Origin of the sequence: Pandoraea aquatica, assembly GCF_902459565.1 — a bacterium.
GTDB lineage: Bacteria > Pseudomonadota > Gammaproteobacteria > Burkholderiales > Burkholderiaceae > Pandoraea > Pandoraea aquatica.
On record NZ_CABPSN010000002.1, the window covers coordinates 199,557 to 217,114 of the forward strand.

12 protein-coding genes and 1 pseudogene are annotated in these 17,558 nt (G+C 64.7%); 3 read left to right on the forward strand and 10 right to left on the reverse strand.

What is annotated here, in order from left to right:
• Positions 1-114: 114 nt before the first annotated feature.
• The gene (locus tag PAQ31011_RS06370; protein ID WP_150575058.1) at positions 115-1,035 is read right to left on the reverse strand and encodes a LysR family transcriptional regulator; all 921 of its coding nucleotides are present in this window, start codon (positions 1,033-1,035) and stop codon (positions 115-117) included.
• A 268-nt stretch (positions 1,036-1,303) separates the two neighbouring features.
• Between PAQ31011_RS06370 and PAQ31011_RS06375 the strand changes: the two genes are divergently transcribed.
• A complete protein-coding gene (locus PAQ31011_RS06375; RefSeq protein WP_150575059.1) occupies positions 1,304-2,494 on the forward strand; it encodes a M20 aminoacylase family protein in 1,191 nt (396 codons plus the stop codon).
• A complete protein-coding gene (locus PAQ31011_RS06380; RefSeq protein WP_150575060.1) occupies positions 2,491-3,816 on the forward strand; it encodes an MFS transporter in 1,326 nt (441 codons plus the stop codon). The genes PAQ31011_RS06375 and PAQ31011_RS06380 overlap by 4 nt, the downstream gene beginning before the upstream one ends.
• A 66-nt stretch (positions 3,817-3,882) precedes the next feature.
• On the opposite strand, the gene PAQ31011_RS06385 is transcribed toward PAQ31011_RS06380, so the two are convergent.
• The 7 genes from PAQ31011_RS06385 to PAQ31011_RS06415 form a co-directional block, all read right to left on the reverse strand.
• Positions 3,883-5,382 (reverse strand): M81 family metallopeptidase, encoded by a 1,500-nt coding sequence (locus tag PAQ31011_RS06385; protein WP_150575061.1) that lies wholly within the window; start codon positions 5,380-5,382, stop codon positions 3,883-3,885.
• Positions 5,379-6,641, reverse strand: a complete 1,263-nt coding sequence (locus PAQ31011_RS06390; RefSeq protein WP_150575062.1) for a Zn-dependent hydrolase — start codon at positions 6,639-6,641, stop codon at positions 5,379-5,381. Before PAQ31011_RS06390 ends, PAQ31011_RS06385 begins: the two co-directional genes overlap by 4 nt.
• A gap of 45 nt (positions 6,642-6,686) precedes the next feature.
• Positions 6,687-7,388, reverse strand: coding sequence for an ABC transporter ATP-binding protein (locus tag PAQ31011_RS06395; protein WP_150575063.1), 702 nt, complete (start codon positions 7,386-7,388; stop codon positions 6,687-6,689).
• A complete protein-coding gene (locus tag PAQ31011_RS06400) occupies positions 7,385-8,152 on the reverse strand; it encodes an ABC transporter ATP-binding protein (RefSeq protein ID WP_150575064.1) in 768 nt (255 codons plus the stop codon). Before PAQ31011_RS06400 ends, PAQ31011_RS06395 begins: the two co-directional genes overlap by 4 nt.
• Positions 8,149-9,147 (reverse strand): branched-chain amino acid ABC transporter permease, encoded by a 999-nt coding sequence (locus tag PAQ31011_RS06405; protein WP_174990075.1) that lies wholly within the window; start codon positions 9,145-9,147, stop codon positions 8,149-8,151. The genes PAQ31011_RS06400 and PAQ31011_RS06405 overlap by 4 nt, the downstream gene beginning before the upstream one ends.
• On the reverse strand, positions 9,147-10,004 hold the full coding sequence (locus PAQ31011_RS06410) for a branched-chain amino acid ABC transporter permease (protein WP_039394534.1): 858 nt from the start codon (positions 10,002-10,004) through the stop codon (positions 9,147-9,149). Before PAQ31011_RS06410 ends, PAQ31011_RS06405 begins: the two co-directional genes overlap by 1 nt.
• A 139-nt stretch (positions 10,005-10,143) precedes the next feature.
• A complete protein-coding gene (locus PAQ31011_RS06415) occupies positions 10,144-11,349 on the reverse strand; it encodes an ABC transporter substrate-binding protein (RefSeq protein WP_150575065.1) in 1,206 nt (401 codons plus the stop codon).
• A gap of 224 nt (positions 11,350-11,573) precedes the next feature.
• Here PAQ31011_RS06415 and PAQ31011_RS06420 point away from each other — a divergent pair.
• Positions 11,574-12,407 (forward strand): annotated as a pseudogene (locus tag PAQ31011_RS06420) (FadR/GntR family transcriptional regulator); the annotation flags it as partial.
• 327 nt (positions 12,408-12,734) lie between these two features.
• On the opposite strand, the gene PAQ31011_RS06425 reads toward PAQ31011_RS06420, so the two are convergent.
• Complete coding sequence (locus PAQ31011_RS06425; RefSeq protein WP_150575067.1) at positions 12,735-13,334, reverse strand: molybdopterin-dependent oxidoreductase; 600 nt, start codon at positions 13,332-13,334, stop codon at positions 12,735-12,737.
• Positions 13,335-13,522: 188 nt separating this feature from the next.
• Positions 13,523-17,302, reverse strand: a complete 3,780-nt coding sequence (locus PAQ31011_RS06430; protein ID WP_174989992.1) for an AfsR/SARP family transcriptional regulator — start codon at positions 17,300-17,302, stop codon at positions 13,523-13,525.
• Positions 17,303-17,558 lie beyond the last annotated feature (256 nt).

Here is a 17,558-nt window from a genome sequence, read left to right on the forward strand (position 1 = left end):
GATCGGGCGGGCTTAGCCAACGGGTCCAACATCCGGCCGATCATACGCCATCTACGGCATCGCTCCCGACGCCGGACCCAAGCCGTCCTCATTCATCGCCGACACATCTTCGAATCATCGATTCGCGAGACTCTGCGCGAGCTGTTTCCATAGATGGTCGGCCGCGGGCGAGAGGCGGCGTCCCACGCGGGTCATCATCTGGCTGGAGAAACCGGCGGCAATCGGGTGATCGATGGGCACCGCGACCAGTTCCCCGAGTTCGATGCCGCGCCGTGCTGTGATGGCCGACATGAAGGCGACGCCCAGCCCGGCTGCGGCGAGCGTCTGCGCCGTATTGAAGAGATCGACGCGATACGCGGGCGTCACGTTCAGACGCGCCGTGTCGAGCACCGAGTGCACGAAGTGCTGCACACCGTGGGCTTCGGTCATGAAGATGAGTCGCTCGTGCACCAGTTCCGAGGGCGGCACGCTCTCCATCTTCGCGAAGCGATGCGTGGGGGCGACCACGGCGCACAACGCCTTGGCGGCGAATGGATGGATGCGCATGGCGGGGTCGTCGTCCGAGCGGGCGCACAGGCCGATGTCGACCACATCGTCGCGCACGAGCGCGAGCACCGCCGGTGTGGGACCGGAACGGATTTCGACGAGGATGTCCGGATAGCTCATGGAGAAACGCTGTAACGCCTGCGCAATGAGACGCCCGATAAACCCTTCCCCCACGCCGATGGCGACACGCCCTCGCTTCAGATGCCGGTACTCCTCCAGCCGCGCCGACAAGTCGCGCTGACGCCGCTGGCCGTCGCGGTAATAGTCGATGAGCACCTGACCGATTTCGGTGACGATCACATTGCGCCCGCGCCGCTCGATGAGCGGAAACCGAAGCCGTCGCTCCATCGCCGCGATCTGTCGGCTGACGACGGACGGATTCACGCCGAGCGCTTCGGCGGCCATGCGTACGCCCCCGGTCGAGGCAATCTCGGCGAGATATTTGAGCGGGCGCTCGCCGACGTCGTCCATCCACGATTCGTTGTTCATGTTTGTTTCACTGTTGCGTTCGAGCGGATGCACCGGTCTGGCGCATAACGCAGAGACAGCCCTGCAACGTCGTCAACTCCCGTCGAATGGGAAAGGCAACTCTTTGAATCGACTGTGGTTTTGCTCGTCGATACGGACATTTGCCCTATATCGCTGTACAGCCGACTGTTGCTCTGAAAGCAACATTTTGACCTGTTGAGGGTCATCGGTGGGAAATTTCGTCGGTGCAATACTCCGCGTTAATCAAAAAACTAGAGAGGAGTCCCCGATGAGCGAGATTCGCTATTGCGAGGTGAGCGATCTGGCCGACGCGCGTGAGCAGTTGGCCGACATTCGTCACCACATCCACCAACACCCCGAGCTGTCCTACGAGGAAGTCGACACGTCGCGTTACGTGGCGGAAAAGCTGGAAAGCTGGGGTTACACGGTCACACGTAACGTCGGTGGTCACGGCGTGGTGGCCTCGCTCACTGCGGGCACGAGCGGTCGCACGGTTGGTGTGCGCGCCGACATGGACGCGCTTCCGATTCACGAGCAGACGGGTCTCGCCTACGCCAGCGTGCACGACGGCAAGATGCACGCCTGCGGCCACGACGGTCACACGACCGTGTTGCTCGGCGCCGCACAACATCTCGCCAAGACGCGCAACTTCGACGGCACCGTCCATCTGATTTTCCAGCCGGCGGAAGAAGCCGGTTCGAACAGCGGCGCGGAGCAGATGATTGCCGACGGCCTGTTCGAGCGCTTCCCGTGCGAAGCGATCTTCGGTCTGCATAACCACCCGGGCGTGGCTACGGGCACGTTCGGTTTCCGCGCTGGCCCGCTGATGGCCGCGTGCGACACCGTCAAGATCCGCATTCACGGCCGTGGCGGCCATGCGGCGCGTCCGCATCTGGCCATCGACCCGGTGGTGATCGGCAGTGGTCTCGTGATGGCGCTGCAAACCGTGGTGGCGCGCAGTATCGACCCGACGGAAGCGGCGGTCGTGACCGTCGGCACGTTCCATGCGGGTTTCGCACCGAACGTCATTCCCGAAGACGCCACGATGGAACTGAGCGTGCGCTCGTTCTCGGCGAAGGTGCGCGCGACGCTCGAAGAGCGCATTTGCGCACTGGTGAAGTCGCATACCGAAGGCTTCGGTGCGAGCGCCGACATCGAGTACATCCGTGGCTATCCGGTGCTGGTAAACAGCGAAGCGGAAACGGAATTTGCCCGCAGCGTGGCCGAAGAGCTGGTCGGTGCGGAGCACATCATTTCGCCGTTCCCGCCCATCGCCGGTAGCGAAGATTTCGCTTACTACCTGCAAAAGGTGCCGGGTTGCTTCATTCGCCTGGGTAACGGCGAAGGCAAACCGATGCTGCACAACGCCAAGTACGACTTCAACGACGACAATCTGACCATCGGTGCCGCCTTCTGGACGCGTCTGGTCGAACGCTTTCTTGCCAAGGACCGCGCATGAGCACCGCCACGCAATCGCAAACGTTTCAGGGTGACGGCGCAGCGTCGTCGCCGACGGTGCAGATGTCGCCGTCGCAACAACGCAAGATCGTCTTTGCCGCCGTCATCGGCAACCTGCTGGAGTTCTTCGACTTCACGGTCTACAGCTACTTCGCGCTGACCATCGGCAAGCAGTTCTTCCCGGCGGATGATCCCATCACGTCGTCGCTGCTCGCGTTCGCCGTGTTCGCGGTGGGCTTCGTGATGCGCCCGCTCGGCGGCATCGTGCTCGGCCGTTATGCCGACCGCGCAGGACGCAAGCCCGCGCTCACGCTGACTATCCTGTTGATGGCGATCGGTTCGGCCGCCATCGGTCTTGCGCCGACGTATGCGCAGATCGGTCTGGCAGCCCCGCTGCTGATCGTGAGCGCACGTCTGCTGCAAGGTTTCGCGCAAGGCGGTGAGTTCGGTGCGGCGACGGCCACGCTGCTGGAAGTCGGTGGCGCGAAGAGCCGTGGCTTCCGTGCAAGCTGGCAGTTGGCAAGTCAGGGCGCAGCCGCCCTGCTCGGCTCGGGTCTGGCAGCGAGCCTCGGCTTCCTGCTCTCGGACGACACCATGCACAGCTGGGGCTGGCGCATTCCGTTCCTGCTCGGCACGCTGATCGCACCGGTCGGTATCTATCTGCGTCGTCACATTCAGGAAGAGCCGCCGAAGGCGAAGGTCGTTGCCGGTCGCGACGATCCCAAGCGTGGCCTGTACGTGCGCAACTGGTTCCTCACGATCTTCTCGATTGCGGGCATGTCCGTGTCGACGTACGTGATGATGTATTACATGCCGACGTACTGCATTCAGTACCTGGGCCTGCCGCCGAAGATGTCGATGCTCGCGGGCGTTGCCGCCAGCACGATCTCGCTGGTGATGTGCCCGATCTACGGTGCGTGGTCGGACAAGATGGGCAAGCGCAAGCCGCTGACGATGTTCGGCCGCGTGGCACTGATCGTCCTGCTGTATCCGGCGTTCTGGGTGATGATCAACTACCCGTCGCTGCCGGTGGTGCTCGCAGCGCTGATCGTGCTGATGCTCTGCTACACGATGGGTTCGGCCCCTGCGTACGCGCTGATGCCGGAGAACTTCCCGAAGCATCTGCGTGCGGGCTACATGTCGAGCGCGTATGCGATTTCGGTCTCGGTGTTCGGCGGCACGGCGCAGCTCGTTGCGGGTTGGCTGATTCGTGTGACGGGTAACAAGATGGCCCCGGCGTGGTACATGATCGCCTGCGTGATCGTGTCGCTCATCGCCGTGTCGATGTTCGAAGAGACCGGGAATAAGGTGCTCGACGAGTAATCGCGGATCGACGTGAAATGCGAGAAAGGCGACGACGGGATTCCGCGTCGCCTTTTTTGTTGCCGCTCACACGTCGAACGTCACTTCCCGGTCCAGCGGATACACCGGACGATTCACCCGCGAGAACGGAAACAGCGCGTAGTTGGAGCTGGTAACCCCGTTGCTGTCGCATTCGACCAGACCGGCCGAGATCGGCACGAAGACCGGCCGGCAGTACATGCGCGACTTCAGCAGCAGGAAGCGTTCGCTGCGCGGGTCCAGCCCTACACAGGTGAAGACACCGTGATCCCACGGTTCATGCGTGCGCTCCGTCACCACGATGCGGGCCGCGCCGATGTCGAACAGCACCGTGCGTCCCATGTAGCACCGCTGACCCGTGTACGTCGGCCCCGTCACGACATACTCACCGTCGCTGATCTTGCGTACGATGCCGGTGAGTACCGGCGGCGTCTTGGTGATGCCCAACTGCGTTAGCGGACGCTTGTTGCCCAACGCCAGCGTGACCTCTGCGCCCTCGCCTGCGGCGATCAGCGTCGCCACGGCCTCGGGGTCGCACAGCGGGCCGACGCCGATGCCCGTCAGGCCGCCCGCGAGCGCGGCTTCGAGCACGTCCATCGTGTCGCATGTGCCACCCGACATGCAGTTGTCGCTATGGTCGAGCAGCAGCACCGGCTTGTCAGCGCCTTGCGCCAGTTGCTTCGCCTCGGCAATCGATTCCGCGAGCGGCGCGCTGCGATAGACGAAGCCGTCGCGCTCGTCCCACGCTTGCGCGGCGATGCGATCGGCCACGGCCTGCGCGCGTGCCACACCGTCCTCGCTTTCATCCGCCGTCACCACCACGCTGATGCACGGCGCAGGAATGTCCGCGAGCGAAAAGCCCGAGAATACCGACACCGCCGGGATGCCCTCCTCGGCTTCGGCGCGTCGCGCGGCGTCCAGCGCACGCTTCATCGCGCCGCCATGGCTCGTGCTGCGCAGCGAGTGCACCATCAGGGGCGGCTGTTGCCACACAACCTTCGGGCGACGCTTGCCTGCCAGCATCTCGAACAGCAAGCGCCCGGCATGCTCGCCCGTCTCGTACATGTCGACGTGCGGATACGTCTTGAAGCCGACGACGATGTCGGCGTTCGCCACGATCTTCGGCGTGACGTTCGCATGCAGATCGAGCGCGACGGCAATCGGTGTGTCGGGCGCTGCGGCGCGCACGCGGGCGAGCAGATCGCCTTCGCCGTCGTCGCTGTTCTCCGCAACCATCGCGCCATGCAGATCGAGCAGAATCGCGTCGACGCCGGTAGCCGCGGCAACGATGCGACGACACAGCTCGTCGTACGCGCTCGCCGCCACCGGACCGCTCGGGTTCGCGCTCGCAGAAACCGGCGTGACCATTTGCGCCCCCGCCGCTTCCGCCAGATCGATGAACGCAGACATCGCCGTGCGCATGCCCTTGTTGTCGCGGTAGGCGTCGGCATCGAACGTCGGCCCTTCATTACCGAAGGCTTCGAGCGGCGTCGGCACCGGCGAGAACGTGTTCGTCTCGTGATTCATCCGCGCGATCATGACTTTCATGCGGCACCTCCGGCGCGTTGCAGCATCGCTTGCAACAACACGTTACATCCCGCTTCGAGGTGCGCCGGATCGGCGTCTTCGATCTCGTTGTGGCTGATGCCGTCCTTGCACGGTACGAAGATCATGGCCGTGGGCGCGACGCGCGCGAGATACACCGCGTCGTGCCCTGCGCCGCTGATGGCGTCCATCGACGAGTAGCCGAGCGTCTGTGCGCCGGTGCGAATGGCGTCGACCAGTTCCGGCGCGAACGGCTGCGGCGGGAAGTACACCACCTGCTCGATGGCGACGTCGATACCCTTTGTGCTCAATGCCGTGCACTCCGCGCGCAGCTTGGCGTTGAGCGCGTCGAGCGTGGCGTCGTCCGCCGCGCGCAGGTCGACGGAGAGCTTCACGCGCCCCGGAATGACATTGCGCGAGTTCGGATAGTTGTCGACCCAGCCCACGGTGCCACGCGCGTGCGGCGCGTGTTCGCAGGCAATGCGGTTCACGGCCTGAATTAGTTGTGCGGCGGCCAGCAGTGCGTCGCGACGCAGTTCCATCGGCGTGGGGCCCGCGTGCGCTTCCATGCCGGTGATGGTGACGTCGTACCAGCGCTGACCGAGCGCGCCCTGCACTACGCCGATGGTCTTCTCATGCGCTTCGAGGACCGGTCCCTGTTCGATGTGCGCTTCGAAATACGCGCCGACATCGCCCGTCTTCCCAACGGCGGACGTCTTGCCCGCATACCCGATCCCGCCCAGCGCTTCGGCGACACTGATGCCGTCGCGATCCTTCTGCGTCAGTGCGTGTTCGAGCGTGAACGCGCCCGCATAGACGCCTGAGCCCATCATCACCGGCACGAAGCGCGAGCCTTCCTCATTGGTCCAGACGGCGACTTCGAGCGGCGCTTCCGTCACGATGTGATTGTCGTTGAGCGTGCGCAGCACTTCGAGGCCGGCCAGCACGCCGTAATTGCCGTCGAACTTGCCGCCGGTCGGCTGCGTGTCGATGTGGCTGCCGGTCATGACGGGCGGCAGCGCGTCGTTACGTCCGGCGCGGCGCGCGAAGATGTTGCCGATGGCGTCGATGCGCACCGTGCAGCCGATCTCCTTCGCCCACGCCACGAACAGATCGCGACCCTGACGGTCGAGGTCCGTGAGCGCGAGGCGGCAGACGCCGCCCTTCTCGGTCGCGCCGATCTGCGCGAGTTTCATGAGACTGTCCCACAGACGCGCACCGTCAATGCGCACTGCGGCAGCCGGTTGATCGAGACGTTCCATGTTTTCCTGTCCTTGAGAGTTGCGCGTCGACGATAAGCAGGTGGCCTACGCCACGCCGACGCCGAGATAGCGGTCCTTGACGACCTCGTCGGCGAGAAACGCCGCGTTGTCCGCGCCATACACGATCACGCCCTGCTCGACGATGTAATGCCGGTCGGCGAGCTGCGTGCAAACTTCCAGATTCTGTTCGACGAGCAGGATGGCTACGCCCGCCTGCTTGATGAGCTTCAACTGCGCCACGATCTCTTCGACGATCACCGGCGCGAGGCCTTCGACCGGCTCGTCGAGCATAAGCAGACGCGGATGATTCATCAGCGCCCGCCCGATGGCGAGCATCTGCTGTTCGCCGCCCGAGAGTTGCGCGCCGCCGTTCTTGCGACGCTCCTGCAAGCGCGGAAAGATGCGGTAGATGTCGGCGAGTTGCCACGGCGAATCGCGTCGCGCGCCGAGCTTCAGATTCTCTTCGACGGTGAGCAGTTTGAAGATGCCCCGATGCTCGGGCACGAAGCACACCCCACGCGCGGCAATGCGATGCGCGGGCTGCCCCGCAACCGGCTTGCCCATGAAGGTGATGCTGCCCGCCTTGGGCGTGACCACACCGGCAACGGTCTTGAGCGTCGTCGACTTACCCGCGCCGTTACGACCCAGCAGCGTGACGAGTTCGCCATCACCGATCTGGAACGACACGCCTTGCAGGATGTGGCTCTTTCCGTAATAGCTGTGAACGCCTGCGACGTCGAGAATCATGCGCGGCCTCCCGTGATCATGTTGCCGAGATAGGCGGCGCGCACGCGGTCGTCGGCACGAATCGCATCCGGCTTGCCTTCGACGAGCACGCGCCCTTGCTGCATGACGGTGATCGTGTCGGAGATGTCCATCACGATGTTCATGTTGTGCTCGATCAGCACGACGGTGTGGTCGTCACGCAGGCCGCGAATGAGTTGCTTCATGTCGTCGAGGTCGTCGATGCCCATTCCGGACGTCGGTTCGTCCAGAAAGATGGCCTTGGGACGCGCGGCGAGCGCCATGCCGACTTCGAGACGTCGCTGCTGCCCGTGCGAGAGCAAGCCCGCCGCCGTGTCGGCGTGACGCGTGAGCGCGAGTCGCGTGAGCACGTCGTCCACCACAGCTGTACAGGCGCGCGCACCGTCCGCCTTGCGCCAGGACGACAGCGCCTGACGCGGCGTCACGCCCAGCGCGGCCAGACGCAGGTTCTCGCGCACCGACAGGTTCTGGAACAGCGCCGTCACCTGAAAGGAGCGCGCAATGCCGCGCTGTACACGACGGTAATCGGCTTCGGTCGTGACGTCGTGACCGTCGAACATGATTCGCCCACCCGAGACCGGCACGGTGCCGGTGAGCATGTGGAACAGGGTCGTCTTGCCTGCGCCGTTCGGACCGATCACGGAGTGCACCGTGCGCGGCGCGACGCGCAGATCGACCCCGTGCAGGGCGGTGAACTTGCCGTAACGTTTGACGATGCCCGAGGCTTCGATGAGAGCGTCACTCATGTCGGGTCTCCCTGCGTACTCTGTGTATCCAGTTTGCCGTTCGGCGCATTGCGGCGGCCCGTGATGCGGTACCACAGCGATTCGCCCACACCCCACAAGCCGCGATGCATGAACAGGCTCACGGCGATGAGCAGCAGGCCGAGCAGCAGCAGCCAGCGCGGCCACAGTGTCGACAACCAGTCGGCTGCCAGCACGTAGAACGCCGCGCCCAGCACCGACGCGAAGAGATTGCCCGTACCGCCGATCACCGTCATCACGAGAATCATCTCGCTCGTGTGGTACTCGATGTTGGACAGCGGCGCGATGCCCGTCATCAGCGCGTGCAGCGCACCGGCCAGCGCCGTGACAGCGCCCGAGATCGCGAACGCCACGAGCTTGAACGTCTTCACGTGATAGCCGATGGCCGCCGCGCGCGTTTCGTTATCGCGAATGGCCAGCAGCGTGCGGCCGAACACCGAGTCGGCCACGCGCAGCAACCAGGCGAAGACGATCAGGAAGATGACCGCAACGAAGGTGTAGTACTGCCAGGGCGTCTCCAGCGGAATCAGCGTCTTGCCGCCGATGGCGAGCGACTTGCGCGGAATGTCGAGCAGGCCGTTGTCGCCGCCGGTCCAGTCCGTGGCGGTATAGGCGAAGAAGTAGAACATCTGCGCACAGGCGAGCGTGAGCATCACGAAGTAAGTGCCCTTCTGCCGGATGGCGAAGCTGCCGACGAGGGCCGCAATCGCCGCGCCCAGCACGATCGAGGCGACGATGGCCACCGGCATCGGCAACGACCAGCGCGTAAGCATGATGCCCAGCGTGTAGCTGCCCAGCCCGAAGAAGATGCCCTGACCGAACGACAGCAGACCGGTGTAGCCCAGTAGCAGGTTGCAACCGAGCACAGCGAGCGCGTAGATCAGCACTTCGGTGGCCAGTGTGCCCGACGAGAGCGTGACCGGCAGGATCAACGTGACGGCCGCCGCGAGCAGCCAAAAACGGTAACGTACGAGCATCATCCCCTCCCGAGCAGGCCGTGCGGACGCATGAGCAGCACCGCTGCCATCGCCACGTAGATCATGAGACGCGCGCCTTCCGGCCAGATCGTGCTCATCAGACTCTGCACGATGCCGATCACGAGACCGCCCACCAGCGCCCCGGCGAAGCTGCCCATGCCGCCGATGACCACCACCACGAACGCGATGCCCAGCGCTTCGATGCCCATGAACGGCTCGACGCCGCGCACCGGTGCAGCCAACACGCCGGCGAGTGCCGCGGTGCCTGCACCGAGCGCGAACGCCAGGCTGAACACGCGGAACACGTTGATGCCGAGTAACGAGACCATCTCCGACGACTCGCTGCCCGCGCGCACCGCGCTGCCGAGGCGCGTGCCTTCGAGCAACCACCAGAGCACAGCGGCGAACACAGCGGTGAAGCCGATGAGGAAGAGGCGGTACTTCGGATAGATGAAGCTGCCCCACATCACCACACCGTCGAGCACTTCGGGCACGGCGACGTTATCGCCCAGCGGTCCCCAAATGATGATGACGGCCTCCTGCACGACGAGTGCGAGACCGACCGTCACGAGGATGTGGAATTCGTGCGCTTTCTCGTAGATGTGCGAGAGCAGCACTTTCTCGGCGATCCAGGCGAGCGCACCCACGACGATGGGACACACGATGAGGGCGAGCCAGAACGACATGCCCCATTGCAATGCCTGATAGCAAAAGTAAGCGCCGAGGAGATAGAAGGCACCGTGCGCGAAGTTCACGAAGCGCAGCAGGCCGAAGATGATCGATAGGCCGACGGCGAGCAGGAAGTACAACATCCCGATCCCGACGCCGTTGATGACTTGGAGCAAGTAGACGTTCATGCGCGTCCCGAAGAGCTTTGGAGCAGACGTGGAACACCTTGTGCCGTGCGAGTTGCGCAGCACAGACGACACATGCGGGGACGACGTGCGTCCCCGCGAGCGACAGATTTCAGACTGCGTGCGACGCCGTGGGACGGCGTCAGGCCATCTTGCACTCGGTCTTGTCGAGCGGCAGGAACGACTTCCCTGCACTCACGATGTCGGCGTAGTCGTCGGCGTTCTTCATCTTCGACTTCGCCTTGCCCTTGAGCAGGTAGTAGTTCTTGAGCACCTGGTGGTCGCCCTTTCGGATCTCCTCCGGTCCGGTGAGACCGTCGTACTTCAGGCCTTCCATCGCCGCGATGACCGCCTTCGGATCGGCGCTGCCTGCTTTGACCATGCCGTCGAGCATGAGCTTGGTGCAGATGTACGACCCGGCAAGGCTGTAGTTCGGGTTCTGCTTGAAGCGATCCTGCGTGCGCTTGACCAGATCGAGGTTCAGCGGCGACGCCACGGCGTGCCAGTACTGCGCGCCGAAGTACACACCGTCGCACAGATCCGCGCCGAGCGTCTCGAACTGCTCCAGACCCGAGGCCCATGCCATCAGGATCGTGCAGTTCTTCTTCATGCCGAAGCTCACGGCCTGACGCAGCGTGTCGGACGACTGCGAGCCGAAGTTCAGGATCAGCAGCACGTCGGGCTTCGCAGCGGCGGCGTTCGTCAGATAGCCCGAGAACTCCTTTTCCGTGAGCGAGTGATAGCTGTTGCCCACGTGCTCGATGCCCTTCTCCTTGAAGATGTTCTTCGCGGCCGTGAGCAACCCTTCGCCGAACACGTATTGCGGCGTGATCGTGTACCAGCGCTTGGCCTTCGGCATCGATTCGATGAGCGGACGCACCGTCTGCTCGATCGCACCAAAGGTCGGCACGGACCAGCGGAACGTGGCGTTGTTGCAGTCCTTGCCGGTGATCTCGTCGGCCCCGGCCGTGGTGATGAAGATGCCGCCGGCCTTCTCGGCTTCCTTGCCCATGGCGAGCGCTTCCGACGAGAGAATGCCGCCAGCGAAGAAGCGAGCGCCCTTTTGCTGCGCGATTTCCTGCACGCGACGAATCGCCGTTGCGGGTTTACCTTCGGTATCGAGCGTGGTGTAAGCGAGCGGACGGCCGAGCACTTTGCCGTACTGCTCGACGATGAGCTTCATGCCCAGATCGGCGAACTTGCCGTTGGCGGCGAACGGCCCCGACATGGGCACCGGACAGGCCAGCTGAATGGCCCCGGTGCTTTGCGCGAACACGTCGCGAGCGGTGAATAGAGAGCCGGGCAGAGACGCCGCGGCGGCGAGCTTCAACAGTTCACGACGATTCAATTTGGTCTCCATTCGGGGAGCAATCGTTCATGGGGTCAAACGCCTTTTTCCCTATCCGTCATATTTATTATGATAAATAGGATGGATTTGATCGTAGGTATAATGATTTTCCGTGTCAATCGGAAAAAATTCCGATCCGGGACAACCCGGAAAGCAAGACACGACGTGCGTTCACCGCTGCGGTGACGCATGTTTCAAGTGCGAACAGACTCCTGAGGCGCTACATGGCATTGGATGCACAAACGGTGCGAGAGCCGTTGGAAATCAAACAGCAAAAGCGGGGCGATCTGGTCGCCGAAGCCATCAAGCGTCTGATCACGGAAGGCAATCTGTTGCCCGGCGATCGTCTGCCGCGCGAAGTCGAATTGCAGCAGATGTTCGGCGTGTCGAAGAGCACGATTCGCGAAGCGCTCAAGTCGCTCGAAGTGCAGGGACTCATCAAGGTGAGCACCGGGCCGTCAGGCGGCGGCATGGTCGTGGAAGTGCCGCTGGAGCGCACGTTCCAACTGATGCAGAACTATCTCTTCTTCAAGGAAGTGAGTATCGACGACATCTATACGGTGCGTCAGTTGCTCGAACCCGAACTCGCCGCCGGTGCGGTGCCGCATCTGACCGAAGCCGATTTCGCGGCGCTCGAGAACAACATGTCGTGTTGCAGTCCGGCGTCGCATGACCGTCACGAGTTGCTGCGTCAGCGTCAGGCCGATGTCGATTTTCACGACATTCTCGCGGCCGCCAATCCCAACAGTTTCCTGCGATTTACGTGCGAACTCGTCAACGAGATGATTCGTCAGCTGATCGTGTTCGGTAACGAAACGCCGCGTCGTGAGCACGAGAAGTTCGGCACGGCCAACGTCAACATTCATCGCGAGATTACGGACGCGGCACGTGCAGGCGATGCCGAGCGCGTGCGCGAACTCATGCATTTCCACATGCAGGAAGCGCGCACCTATATCAAGCGGATGAACGGGAAGCTGCGCGGCCGTCTGATTCTCGACTCGGATATCGCGGACATGCAGCAGCGTGTGCGTTCGCAGTTGGGTGCGAACGCTGCACCGGTGTCGCGTCGTAAGCCTGTGGCGAAGACGGAGAAGAGCGCGATGACGGACGCTGCACCGGCACCGAAGCGCGCGACGCGTAAGGCGACGGGCGAGGGCGGGGGCGCGGTGAAGAAGGCCGCAGTGAAGAAGGTCGCGACGAAAAAGGTAGCGACGAAGGCGGTGGTGGCGAAGAAGGTAGCGGCGAAATCCGCCGCGAAGGCCACCATGTCGCCCAAAGCGCGCGCTTCGCGACGCACCTCGTCAAACTGAAACCGTCGGCGGTGCAGCGCGAAGACCCACGTGAGCACCGCCGCCACGCCGGGCGCTCGCGCGTGGCGATTGCCCTCAGAGGGCCGACGGTTCTGCCAGGTGGACGGTGAGGCGCTTGAGTGCACGCACCTGACGCAGCGCGACACGCAGGTCACCGGTCGAAATTAGGCCGATGCCCCCCTCGTCGTCGCCAAGCGGCTGACCGTCGCGCTCATAAACAACCAGTGCGCCGACGCCGATCGACGTGTTGTACAGCTCATGCCACGAGAACATGACGGTGTAGCCGTCCGCGCCCTGTGCGAGCACATAGGCTCGCGTGAAGTCGCGCGCCTGCGGCAGACGCCACTGCGCGACGTCGAGCAGCGCCGTGAGTCGCACACCCTTGTACTCGCTCGCGCTACGCACCTTTCGTCCCGACAGACAGACGACGTCGAGCGGCCCGGTCAACTGCGTGGGCAGGCGCATGAGCGCGCACAGATCGAAGGAGTGACGGCGTTTGACAGTGCCGGAGACGACGACTTCGCGCGACGTGTGCAAGGCCGTCGCGGTCGGTGACGCAGATATCGGGGAGACGCTGGCCGGTGCAGGGCTGACGAGCGTGAGCGGTGTGCCGGTGCTGGCGAGGCGTGCGTCCGGCGCAGCGCCGGGGTTCGCGCGCAAGGGATCGATGGGCATGTTGGATTCGGTGTGTCGGGCTTGGGGGAGCCGGTCGCCTCAATATAGCGGCCGGCCCCGGCGCAGACATACGAAGTGGCTGATAGCGGCTATTCACGGGGAAAAGCGGGGCATAAGCCGCCCCCCGCATATGCTCGCCGCTGCCGATGGGCTTCACGTCCGGTGACGCACAGCGAAGCCCGCAAGCGTCAACTGCCGTAGCGGGCAGCGCGCGCCGCTCCGGCGTTTTTGCCGGCGTGACGTGCGGCCACCTCCGCCAGCGTGGCACGCGCTTCCTGCACGTCCGCCAGTGTTTCGCCGCCTTGCAGGGCGTCGAGTGCATCGCGCAGCACGCTCATGCATTCGGCGTCGCTCAGCGAGTCCGGAGCGTCGCCGCCGCCCAGACGCAACAGACTGTGCGCGGCGCGCAGCGTCAGCATGGGCGATGCTTGTGCCCGGGCGATTTGCAGCGCGTGTTCGAGCCACGGACGGATGGCTTCGTCGGCGTGATGTCCGGCACGCAGGAAGTCCCCCTTCTGACGCAGGAATTCCGCTTGCCAATGCCCGTCGCTGCGACGCGCCGACAAGTGCGCACCGCGCTCCGCCGCGTGCAAGCCGAGTGCGATGTCACCGGTGCCTGCGCACGCTTCGACGAGCAGGCCGAAGAACATCCCCTCGACACCGCCCATGATTTCACTGAGACGGCCGACGCTGTCGGTAATGCGCTCCAGACCGTTCACATCGCCGCGCGACGCAAGCGCCCAGCCGCGAATCGTCTGCCCGGCGAGCGCCCAGAGGGCAACGCCGGTCTCGGACGCCACTTCGGTCGCCTCGCTCGCCAGTGCTTCGGCGGGCGCGACTTCGCGGCGCAGGCGGCGCAGCATCGCCGCGAACACCAGCGCGAAGGCGAACGAGTAACGGCGACCCTGCTGACGTCCCATCGCCAGCGCTTCTTCGCTCGCGGCGAGCGACGCGTCGTGACGTCCTGTGAACCAGTAGGCCCACGAGAGGAACGACAGGCCCGTGATGCGCGCGTCCTCGCCGAGGCCGGTGTCGGCCTGTTCGGGTCGGTAGTGCGCCAGGCCGGTCTCCAGTGCCGTGATGGCCCCACCGAAGTCGCCGTGGCAGCACAGGCTGTTGCCCAGCGCGTAGTACGCGTGGGCGAGAAGTGGCGAGGCACCGGCTTGTTCGGCAATGAGGATGAGCTTGCGCGCCAGTTCGGTGCTGCGCTCGAAGTCGCTCCACGAACTGGAGCCGAGCCACAGTCCCCAGTACACGGGGAACAGCGTGACGTCGTCGCCCATCGGTTGAGCCAGCGCCAGTGCCGTCTCGAAGTTGTGACGCGCGGGCTCCGAGCCATAACCGTGCAGCGAGACAAGCGGCACGCCCATCGCCATGCGCAGTTGCAGTTCGCGCGGCGCGGTCTGCGCGCTGGTGCCCGTCTTGCGCAGCACGTCGAGTGCGCTTTGATAGTGCGCACACGCCTCACGGAAGGCCTGACGGCCGGTCGCGTACTCGCCGGCGAGGCGGTAGTGCTCGATGGCGGCGTCGGGTTCGTCGGCCTGACGGAAGTGCCACGCCAGCACTTCGGGTTCGGTCTTGACGGATTCGTGATCGCGCATCGCCAGCGCGATGCGGCGGTGCGCGTCTTGCCGACGCTCTTGTGGTTGTGCGTCGTACGCGGCTTTATGCAGCAGTGCGTGACGGAAGACGTAGCGTCCGAGATCCTGACGCTGCACGAGGGCGCAAGCGACGAGCGTGTCCAGTGCGCGCTCGACGAGCGCCATCGAACGGCCGCTCGCGGCGGCCAGCAATTCCGCGTGGAACTCATGCCCGAGGCACGACGCGAAGTGCGCCACCGGCTTGGCGCTGCCCGCAGCGTCAATGCGCGCCATCATCAGCTCCTGAAGGCTCGCGGGCATGGGCATGGTGTTCGCGGCGTTGCGTCCGCCTTGCTGCGCGGCCGTCGCACGTGCCAGCTCCTGAAGGAACAGCGGCACGCCTTCGGCCAGATGCACGATGCGCTCGCGCATGGCGGCGGGCAGGGCGACGCGCGGCGTGGCGGCCCGCACGATGGAGGCTGCGGCCCCTGCGTCGAGCGGTGCGAGGTCGATGCGGCGAAGCCCGACGGTATGCCGCCACGGCAGCTCGAATTCGGGGCGCGCGCCGACGATCAGCAACCGTCCGCCCGGCGCATTCTCCGCCATCGCGGCGAGCAACTCCTGCGTGGACGGATCGGCCCAGTGCGCATCGTCGAGCGTGATGACGCCGCCGTCCGGCAACAGGGCGGCGAGCAGTGTGGGCGCTTCGTTGAGTACGGCCTGCTTCCACGCATGCGGCACGTTGCCGTCGGCATGCATGTCGAACAGCGCGCGCAGACGTCGCAGGGCGAGCAGCGCGGGTTGCGGCAGCTGTGAAGCTTCTACCGTCGACTGAGCGCGCAGCCAGCGCGCGATCGGATGGAACGGGGTGCCTGCACCGTCCTGCGCGCAGGCGAGATCGATGGAGCGCAGACCACCGTTCTCGACGAAGTGACGCACGAGCGCTGTCTTGCCGATGCCGGCTTCGCCGATGACCAGCGCCAGCACGCCGTGGCCGGTGCTGGCGTCGCGCATGGCCGCATGCGCGGCAGCGAGTTCGGCGAGCGCGGCGTCGCGGCCGAAGAGCGTCGCGGCGCGGCGACGCGAACGACGCTCGGGCGTGGGATCGGGATTGACGCGAAAGACCGGGATCTCGCGATTGCCATGACGCTCGCGCACGCTGCCGTGTGCCGTCGTGGCGATGGCAACGCCGATGAGGCGCTGCGTGGCGTCGCAGATCACGACTTCGCCGGGCAGCGCCATGTCGGCGAGCTGCGTGGCCGAGCGCGAGACGCGACCACCCGTGTCGGGACTGTCGTCGGCCGCCGAGCTGATCACGAGACCGGTGTGAACGCCTACGCCGATGCCGACGCGTACGGTGCTTGCCTGCACGCAACGCATGGCGGCTTCGACGGCATGACGTCCCGCACCTTCGAGTGCCGTCGGGTAGCCGAAGTAGCCGAGCAGGCCACCGGTCGGGGTGCGCAACGTGTAGCCCCACGACTGGCGCAGGATCGTTTCGCACTGCACGAGGGGCGGGCGCATCATCGCGACGAGCTGGTCGGGATCGTCTACGCCGCTCGGCGCGAGTTCGATGGCCACGACCGTGATCTGACGACGCTCGGGGCCGGTGGCGCGTTGTTCCATGCGCGCGGGCGGCGTCTCCAGCAGTTGCGTCAGCGCGTCGCCGGGCAACTCACCGAGTTCTTCATGAAGGATGTCGCACAGACGACGGTATTCGGTTTCGGCGTCGTCGCGACGACCGGCGCGCAGCAGCAGTGCGATCAGGCAATGCCAGCCGGTTTCGTCGAAGGGGGCCAGCGCCACGAGCTGACGCGCGTGTGCCAGCGCCTGATCGAGGTCGCCCAGACGCGCGTAACCGTCCGCCAGCAGACGTTCGCCGAAGACACGGCGGCGCTGGTACTCGTCGCGCTGGAGTTCGATCCACTGTTCGAGATCGGGCGTGTCGCGCACCGAGAGGCCGTGGAGGAACGGCCCCTGATACAGCGCGACGGCGTCCGCCAGATGCTGCAGGTGCGCCGCGAGATCGAGGCCGGTGACGGCATCGAGCGTGCGGTTCGCCTGCTCGATCATGCTCGCGAAGACATGCGCGTCGATCCACAGACCCGTTTCGGGGCGCAGACGCACGACCTGACGGTCGGATTCGAAGAGTTCGTCGCCGAGCGTGTCGCGCAGATGGAACAGCATGCGCTTGAGCTTGTCGCGACCGCCCTGGCCGTCTTCGTCGGGCCAGAAGAGATCGGCCAGCGCGCCGCGTGTGTGATAGCCCGGTTGCAGGGCGAGATAGGCGAGCAGGCCGCGCGCTTTCGTGTATTTCACGGCGCAGGCCTGTTTGCCTTGTTCGACCCGCATCGGTCCGAGCAGGTAGAGCGATCTGTTGGCTTGCATTGTCCTTGGACGGCAAATAAGCAAAACCGGCGGGGCCGCGGGGGCATGCGCCGGTATTGCGAATTTCATGATGTCATCCCGTCGGCATGCCAACGAGACGCCAAGGCCGTTCCGGGGGGGCTCCGGCCGAATGCTTTAGGTATTACATACCGAAGTATAAACAGGTGTCTTAATTCCGTCGGAAATACCTTAAAGAATCGGTAATGAATACCCGGGGTGTCATGCGCGCGCCATGGGGATGTGCGTGGGGCCGCGA

Coding starts and splice junctions, on each gene's coding strand:
- PAQ31011_RS06370 (WP_150575058.1), bottom strand. CDS start 1,035: ATGAACAACGAATCGTGGATGGACGACGTCGGCGAGCGCCCGCTCAAA.
- PAQ31011_RS06375 (WP_150575059.1), top strand. CDS start 1,304: ATGAGCGAGATTCGCTATTGCGAGGTGAGCGATCTGGCCGACGCGCGT.
- PAQ31011_RS06380 (WP_150575060.1), top strand. CDS start 2,491: ATGAGCACCGCCACGCAATCGCAAACGTTTCAGGGTGACGGCGCAGCG.
- PAQ31011_RS06385 (WP_150575061.1), bottom strand. CDS start 5,382: ATGAAAGTCATGATCGCGCGGATGAATCACGAGACGAACACGTTCTCG.
- PAQ31011_RS06390 (WP_150575062.1), bottom strand. CDS start 6,641: ATGGAACGTCTCGATCAACCGGCTGCCGCAGTGCGCATTGACGGTGCG.
- PAQ31011_RS06395 (WP_150575063.1), bottom strand. CDS start 7,388: ATGATTCTCGACGTCGCAGGCGTTCACAGCTATTACGGAAAGAGCCAC.
- PAQ31011_RS06400 (WP_150575064.1), bottom strand. CDS start 8,152: ATGAGTGACGCTCTCATCGAAGCCTCGGGCATCGTCAAACGTTACGGC.
- PAQ31011_RS06405 (WP_174990075.1), bottom strand. CDS start 9,147: ATGCTCGTACGTTACCGTTTTTGGCTGCTCGCGGCGGCCGTCACGTTG.
- PAQ31011_RS06410 (WP_039394534.1), bottom strand. CDS start 10,004: ATGAACGTCTACTTGCTCCAAGTCATCAACGGCGTCGGGATCGGGATG.
- PAQ31011_RS06425 (WP_150575067.1), bottom strand. CDS start 13,334: ATGCCCATCGATCCCTTGCGCGCGAACCCCGGCGCTGCGCCGGACGCA.
- PAQ31011_RS06430 (WP_174989992.1), bottom strand. CDS start 17,302: ATGCAAGCCAACAGATCGCTCTACCTGCTCGGACCGATGCGGGTCGAA.